4 protein-coding genes and 3 pseudogenes are annotated in these 7,361 nt (G+C 69.5%); 2 read left to right on the top strand and 5 right to left on the bottom strand.

The window, feature by feature from the left end:
- Nucleotides 1–90: 90 nt before the first annotated feature.
- From NI18_RS16350 to NI18_RS16340, 3 genes and pseudogenes are all read right to left on the bottom strand, one after another.
- A pseudogene (locus NI18_RS16350) lies at nucleotides 91–1,825 on the bottom strand (heparinase II/III family protein).
- A complete protein-coding gene (gene rpe / locus NI18_RS16345) occupies nucleotides 1,822–2,481 on the bottom strand; it encodes a ribulose-phosphate 3-epimerase (RefSeq protein WP_037531494.1) in 660 nt (219 codons plus the stop codon). The pseudogene NI18_RS16350 and the gene rpe overlap by 4 nt, the downstream one beginning before the upstream one ends.
- 71 nt (nucleotides 2,482–2,552) lie before the next feature.
- Complete coding sequence (locus NI18_RS16340) at nucleotides 2,553–3,830, bottom strand: transcription antitermination factor NusB (RefSeq protein WP_037531491.1); 1,278 nt, start codon at nucleotides 3,828–3,830, stop codon at nucleotides 2,553–2,555.
- A 102-nt stretch (nucleotides 3,831–3,932) separates the two neighbouring features.
- Between NI18_RS16340 and NI18_RS23575 the strand changes: the two genes are divergently transcribed.
- Together NI18_RS23575 and NI18_RS16335 are read left to right on the top strand one after the other, a co-directional pair.
- Nucleotides 3,933–4,091: a DUF1674 domain-containing protein gene (locus tag NI18_RS23575; RefSeq protein ID WP_081874308.1), complete on the top strand. Its 159-nt coding sequence runs from the start codon at nucleotides 3,933–3,935 to the stop codon at nucleotides 4,089–4,091.
- A 231-nt stretch (nucleotides 4,092–4,322) separates the two neighbouring features.
- On the top strand, nucleotides 4,323–6,152 hold the full coding sequence (locus tag NI18_RS16335; protein WP_306286470.1) for an AsmA family protein: 1,830 nt from the start codon (nucleotides 4,323–4,325) through the stop codon (nucleotides 6,150–6,152).
- Between the two features lie 45 nt (nucleotides 6,153–6,197).
- On the opposite strand, the pseudogene NI18_RS16330 reads toward NI18_RS16335, so the two are convergent.
- Both NI18_RS16330 and NI18_RS16325 read right to left on the bottom strand, forming a co-directional pair.
- Nucleotides 6,198–7,174 (bottom strand): annotated as a pseudogene (locus NI18_RS16330) (NAD(P)H-dependent glycerol-3-phosphate dehydrogenase).
- A pseudogene (locus NI18_RS16325) lies at nucleotides 7,171–7,361 on the bottom strand (tRNA (adenosine(37)-N6)-threonylcarbamoyltransferase complex transferase subunit TsaD); the annotation flags it as partial. The pseudogenes NI18_RS16330 and NI18_RS16325, both read right to left, overlap by 4 nt.

The raw sequence follows: 7,361 nt of genomic DNA, 5'->3' as shown, positions 1-7,361 counted from the left end.
TAATAAGACGGCGCTTCGTCATCGCCACCTTTCCAACTGGACCCCGGCCTCCGCCGGGGAGGGTGATTGTAAACGCTCTCGGTTTGGCGCTCAGGCCTTTTTCAGTGCCCAGCTCACGCTCGCGCCGCCCGCCGCGGCCTCGCCGGTGATCATCAGTTGCTGCGTCGCGACCGGGCGGCCGTCCGCGTCGATCCAGACGCTGTCCTCGACCACCAGCGCGCCGCCGCGGCAGCGGAACTGCCAGATCGCGCCGCCCGGCAGGCGGAGGATCGCGCCCAGACCGTCCGCGGTCGGCGACACCTGCACCCCCGCACCCAGATGGAAGCGGATCGCGAACAGCGAAAGGCCCAGGCGCCGCTTGCTGCCCTTGGGCAACAGCGCGTCTTCGCCCCGTAATTCACGGCCGTCGCCGGTCAGCATCAGCTGCCGGCGGTGCACAAAGCCCCAGCGCCGGACATAGCCGTCATGGCTCGCTTCGATCCGGCTCGCTGCCTCCGATTCTTGCCGGCTCAGCTCGACTTCGGCAACGCCGCGGCCGAGCGTTCCGTCGGCGTGGATCGCGGTCGAGTTGCTGTCGGCGATCGTCAGCGTCGAATGCGCGGCGGTCGACCGCAGACCTTCGACCATTGCCGGCGGCAGTTGCGCGATCCCTGCCCGTGCGCCGCCGCAATTGACGACAAGCCGCGCCGGGCCATCGGAGAATTCGAACGCGAGCGTCGAAGCGCACCCGCCTTCGACCAGGCGTGCGACGGGTGGCGGCGCGGCGTCGACGATCAGCACCGAGGAGGCCGCCGCCAGCCGCTGATAGCCCCAGTCGCGCGCCTGGCGGAGCGGCCGGGTCCGGACGCCGCTCGCCTCGATCACCGCGCGACCTGGGTCTCGCTTGCGGGGCCCCCGCCCTGCCAGCTCGACAGCCCAAGATCGCCATGCGTCACGCCGAGCAGCGCCGCGACCATCCTGGTGAGCGTCGTCGCGACGGGTTCGGGCAAGGCCAGATTGCGCGCCAGGTAACTGTCCTGAAGCAGCGTCAGAAGCTGGATCGAGTCGAGCAGCATCGCCGGGCTGCGCGAGACCGAACCGCCATCGTCGAACAACCCCGTGCCGAGCGCGCGCAGCAGCCCGGCCTCACCGACGCGCGGCGTGGGTCACCGCCCGGGATCAGCAGCCCGGCGGCGACGACGCCGCACCATGCCGCGATCCGCGGTGCGCCCGCGGGCACCTTGTCCGCGCTTCGATCAAGGTGCAGCGCGCCCCGCGCGAGCGCGTTCAGCACCTTCGAGCGGTAAACGAGGTCAGACGACGACAGGATCAGCGGCGCATGCGCGGTCCAGAATAGGATCCGCCTGCCCCAGAGGTCCGGCCGCCACGCGATCCCGCCCGGCGTGTCGGCATAGGCGGTCAGCCACAGCCCCATCAGATATTCGGCGATCGGTGCCCCGCGCGCGCGGGTTGCGACAGTCGACAGGTCGCGCAGCCAGGCAAAGCTGTGGAAATAGTCGGCAAAGGGACCGGGCAGCGGCTTTGCCAGATCGAGCGTCTCGATATCGCGCGCCTCGCCGCGGAACGACAGCAGGCCCTCGAGCAGCATCGTGCCCCGCGGGATGTCACCGAGCACCGGATCCTCGGGGACGGCGATCAGCTTGAGCGGATAGCGCCCCTTGAGCCGCAAGGCATGGAGCGGCGTACGCCAGGTCAGGCGGTGAAAGCGCTCCGCCAGCCGGTCGGCGAGCGACAGCCCGTTGTCGCCGCCGAGCCGGATCAGGCGACGACCTTCGTCGATTCCGTCGAGTGCGGGATCAGTCACGGAATCGGGCTGGTCGGTCAACCGCCCCTCAATGCCGCGATGTTGGCGGCATACTGTGCCGGCCCCCCGCGAAACACCGACGTCCCCGCGACCAGCGCGTCCGCACCCGCATCGATACAGCGCTTCGCCCATTCGGCGTCGACACCGCCATCGACCTCGAGATCGATCATGCGACCGCTCTTCTCGATCATCGTCCGGATCGCGGTGATCTTCTTGAGCTGGCTGGGGATGAAGCTCTGCCCGCCAAACCCGGGATTGACGCTCATCACCAGCACGAGGTCGACCATGTCGAGCAGGTAATCGAGCATCTTCGCCGGCGTACCGGGGCAGATCACGACACCCGCGCGCTTGCCGAGCGACTTGATGTGCTGGAGCGAGCGGTGGATGTGCGGGCTGGCCTCGTAATGCACGGTGATGCAGTCCGCGCCGGCCTCCGCGAACGCATCGAGATATGCGTCGACGGGGGCGATCATCAGATGGACGTCGAACGGCTTGGCGGTGACGCCGCGCACCGACTTCATGACCGCGGGGCCGAACGAGATGTTGGGGACGAAATGCCCGTCCATGACGTCGATATGGATCCAGTCGGCGCCGGCCGCATCGATGGCGCGGACCTCCTCACCCAGTTTGGCGAAGTCGGCGGACAGGATCGAGGGGGCGATGCGGACGGGTTGCATGAATGTGTCCTAGCGGGGGATTCACGTGGTGCGAAGGCCTTCAATCCTCCCCCAAAGCGGGGGAGGAATGGTCAGGCGCGCTTCAGACGGGTGATGAAGAAGCCGTCGCAACCGCCTTGTTCGGCGAGCATGCCCGGCAGCGTGCGGACGGTACCGGTGTCGGTCGGCGTGATCCCGGCGGGGAGCTCGGCCTGATCGACCGGCACGATCGAATAGTCGCTGCGCGCAGACAGGAACGCGTCGAGCTGCGCCTCACCCTCCGACGGTTCGAGCGAACAGGTCGCGTAGACGAGCGTGCCGCCGGGCTTCACCCAGTCGGCCGCGCGCGCGAAGATCCGCGCCTGCAGCGCCGCGGTTTCGGCAATGATCGAGGGGCGGACGCGGTGGAGCACGTCGGGGTGGCGGCGGAAGATGCCGGTCGCACTGCACGGCGCGTCGATGAGGATCGCGTCGGCGGGCTCGGCGGGCGCCCATTCGAGAAGGTCGGCGTTCACCACCTCGGCCTTCAGATGCGTGCGATAGAGATTCTCTCGCAGACGCTTGATCCGGCTCTGCGAATTGTCGACCGAGGTGACGGTCCAGCCCGCGGAGGCGAGCTGCAGCGTCTTGCCGCCGGGTGCCGCGCACAGATCGAGGACATGGCCCTTCCCCTTGCCCAGCAAGCGCGCGGGCAGTGAGGCGGCGATGTCCTGCACCCACCAGGCGCCGTCGCCAAAGCCCTCCATGTCGGGGACCGAGGCGTGATCGCCGAGCCGCAGATGCCCGGGCATGAAGCTCTCGCCGCCAAGCTTTTCGCGCCAGCCTTCGGTCTCGGCGGGGTCGGCGATCGTCAGGTCGAGCGGCGGCGGTGCGGCGATCGCACGGCCGGCATCGTCGACCATCTCCTCGCCCCATGCGGCTTCCCAGCGCAGCTCGACCGGAGCGGGCAGCGTGGGCACCTCGGGCAGCAGCATGTTGGCGCGGAACAGCGTCCCGAACACGCCGTGGACCAGCTTGCGCGGGCCACCATCGACCAGCGGCAGCACGGTCGAGATCGCGGCGTGCGACGGCGTACCGAGGATCAGCACCTGGACGAGCGCGATCCGCAGCGCCATCCGCGCCTTCGCATCGTCGGGCAGATTGGTCTTGGTGACCGAATCGATCATCGCGTCGAGATCGGGGAGACGGCGCAGCGTCTCGGCGGCGATCGCATGCGCAAGCCCGCGATCGGGCCCATGGATCGCGCGGGTCGCGGCGGGCAGCGCCGATTCGAGCGATTCGCCACGACGCAGCACCGCATCGAGCAGGCGCAGCGCGGCGCGGCGGGTGGGGACGCCAAGCGGCTCGGGGGCGTGCGTGTAGTCGGGCATGAGAAGGTCCTTCGCGTTCGGGTGCCGCGCGCTGCATTGGCAAGTCGCACGGCGCGCCCCATGTGGCGGTTACGACGCCAACACGCAATCCGGAGAGCCATGATGGGCCAGCGCCCCGACCATGTGAAGCCACCCGCCTATCTGTCGAAGGATACACCGGTGCCACAGCCCGAGCCGATCGTGCCCGACAAGGATCCCGAACCGCGCGACCCGACGCGCTATGGCGACTGGGAACTGAAGGGCATGGCGATCGACTTCTGACAAGTGGCCCGCTTACCCCCCCGGCGGAGGCCGGGGCCCAGTAGGAGAGGTGGGCGTAACGTAGCGCCGCCGTTCGTTAGCGACGTTTCCCAACTGGGCCCCGGCCTTCGCCGGGGGTGGTGTGTCGATCGAAACGACGGGTAAATCTGCGGCAGCGGTCCTGACGCAGGCGGAACGTATTTCACGGCGGCGCGTCGCGGTAGGATGAGGGGATTCTTCGCAAAACGCTGGGTGAAAATCACCGGCATCGTCGTCGCGGGCGTGGTGGTGCTGGGGTTGATCGTGCTCGCCGCCTTCCCCTGGGGCTCGCTCAAAGGCGTGATCCAGCGGCAGCTCACCGCGCGGTTCGGCCGTCCGGTGACGATCGGCGGGATCGAGCGCGTCGACACGTTCGGGTTCAGCCCGACAATCCGGATCACCGACGTCCGTATCCCGCAGGCGGAATGGGCGGGAACCGGCGATTTCGTCCGGTTGCGCGAGGCCGCAGCCACCTTCTCCGGGCTCGCACTGCTGAAAGGTGCGTTCGGGCCGCGCGACGTGAAGGCGCGCGGACTGCGGCTCGTGCTGGTCCGCGACAGGAACGGCCGCACCAACTGGGAACGACCGGGCAAGCCGAAGGGCGGCGGGAGCTCCACCGACCTCGACGGACTGACGATCAGCGACAGCGTGATCGCCTATCGCGACGACAAGCAGGACCGGTTCGTCACCGCACGCTTCACCTCCGATCCGGTGTACGGCATCCGCGCGGCCGGCAACGGCACGATCCGCGGTGCGGCGGTGCGGATCGCCGTGGCGGGGCCTTCGGTAGCGCGGTTCCAGGGCAAGCCCTGGCCGTTCACCGCGTCGATCGACGGCGACGCGCTCTCGATCACCGCGAAGGGCCAGATGGACCACCCGCTCGACACCGACGCGATGGAGCTCGACGTGACCGCGCGCGCGACCGATCTCAAGCTGATCGACGCGGTGATCGAAGCGGGGCTGTTCCGCACGCAACCGGTGTCGTTCTCCGCGCATGTCCGCCACGACCAGCCTAAATGGACCGTCACGCAGCTGAAGGGCGTGGTCGGACGGTCCGATTTCACCGGGCATGTCAGCGTCGACAAACAGGCCGGCCGGAGCAAGGTCGACGGCGCGATCGTATCGCGACAGTTTGATTTCGGTGACCTGGCGTCGGACGAGGGGAAGGCGAAGGGGGCCGCGCTCGAACGCGCAATCGGCCCGCGGCTCGTGCCCAATACGCGGATCGATATCGGCAAGATCGACACGACCGACGCGCGGATGGCGTTCCGGATCAAGCGGATCGTGAGCGCCAAGGGCGCGTCACCGATCCTGTCCGCCAGGGGTGTGCTGGCGATCGACCACCAGCTGCTGACGCTCAGCGACCTCGACGCGCGATTGCCGCATGGTCGGGTCGAGGGGAAGCTGACGGTCGACCAGCGCGGCGACCGCAAGGTGCCGATGGTCGATATCAACCTGCGGCTGCGCGGCAGCAGCGTGCAGGATCTCGCGGGCGGCGGCGGCGAGTTCAGCGGCAATGTCAGCGCGCGCGCACGACTGAGGGGGCCCGGCACGACGATCCGCGCGGCGGTCGGCAATGCGAACGGCACGATCGGCTTCGTCGCGCGTGACGGGCAATTGCCGCAAGGAATCGCGGCGGCTTTGGGATTCGATGCGGCGCGCGCGCTGCTGGCGAAGGATGGCGAGCGCGCGGGGCTGCGCTGCGTCGTGCTGAAACTCGACGTGACGCGCGGCCATGGTCGGATCGATCCGATGATCGTCGACACGACCGCCAGCCTGTTGCGCGGTCAGGGGAGCGTGGTGTTTCCCGGCGAGACGCTGAACATCCGGCTGACGGGCACGCCGAAACAGCATGCGCTGCTGCGCTTGCCGGGGTCGGCCTATATGACTGGCACGATCGAGCGGCCGGCGGTGACGATCCCGCCCGAGGTGAAGTCGGTCGGCAACATCTTCAAGGCGATCGGCCGCGCGATCACGGGGAAACAGGGTCCGACCGCAAGAGATGCGGATTGCTCGGGGCTGGCCGCGCGGGTGCTGCGGTAACCTGATCCTCCCCCGGCACGGAGAGAATAAAGCAATCGCCTCCTGTCACCCCGCCTCGTCCTTGAGCGGCCGCGCGAGGAGATCCCCGATCACGTCGCGAACCGGGGCGCCTTCGAGCAGGCGGCACACCGCTTCGGTGATCGGCATGTCGACGCCCGCGTCACGCGCGGCCTCGCGCAGCACGGGGGCGGTGAATGCGCCTTCCGCGACCGTGCGGCGATCAGCCAGCAACGCCGCGGCGGCCTCGCCGCGCCCCAGCCCGACGCCAAGCGAGAAATTGCGCGAACTCGTCGAGGAACAGGTGAGCACGAGATCGCCGAGCCCCGACAGCCCGGCGAGCGTCTCCGCGCGGGCGCCGCGCGCGAGCCCGAACCGCGTCATCTCGCAAAGCCGCGCGCAATCAGCGCCGCACGCGCATTCTGGCCGAGCCCGGCGCCCTCGACCACGCCGCAGCCGATCGCGAGCACGTTCTTCACCGCCCCGCCGATCTCCGCGCCCGCGACGTCGGTCGACGCATAGGTCCGGAAATGCCGCGCCGCGAGTCGGGTCGCGAGTGCCTCGCCAAGCGCCTCGTCCTCGCAGGCGAGCGTCACCGCGGTCGGCAGCCCCGCCGCCACCTCATGCGCGAAGGTCGGCCCCGACAGCACCGCGATCGGCGCGTCGGGATGTACCGCGCGCGCGACCTCGCCGACCAGCCGCTTGCTCCCCGCCTCGATCCCCTTCGCGCACAGCACCAGCGGGATGCCGCCGACCGGCGCGGCGGCGAGCACGCTGCCGACATGCTGCGCGGGTGCGACGACGAGGATCGCGTCCATGTTGGCCAAGGCGCCGAGATCGCCGGTGGCGCGGATCGTCGGCGACAGCGCGACGCCGGCGAGAAACAGCGCGTTCGCATGAATCGCGTTGATCGAGTCGACGACGGCTGGCTCGCGCGCCCACAGGATGACGTCGCGACCTTCATGCGCGGCGACCTGTGCCAGCGCGGTGCCCCAGGCGCCGCCACCGATGACGCCGATCCTCATGCCTTCACCCCTGCGCCGCGCACCGCCTCGGCGTCGGGATCGAGCGGCCAGCGCGGGCGGGCCGCGGTATCGAGCGGGTCGGTCAGTCCGGCGGCGAACCGCTCCGCCCCGGCCCAGGCGATCATCGCTGCATTGTCCGTGCACAGCCAGAGCGGCGGCACAAACCGCAGGCCGCGGGTCGCGCGCA

Origin of the sequence: Sphingomonas sp. Ant20, from assembly GCF_000783375.1 — a bacterium.
GTDB lineage: Bacteria > Pseudomonadota > Alphaproteobacteria > Sphingomonadales > Sphingomonadaceae > Sphingomonas > Sphingomonas aerolata.
This window is presented reverse-complemented; position numbering and strand designations above follow the sequence as displayed.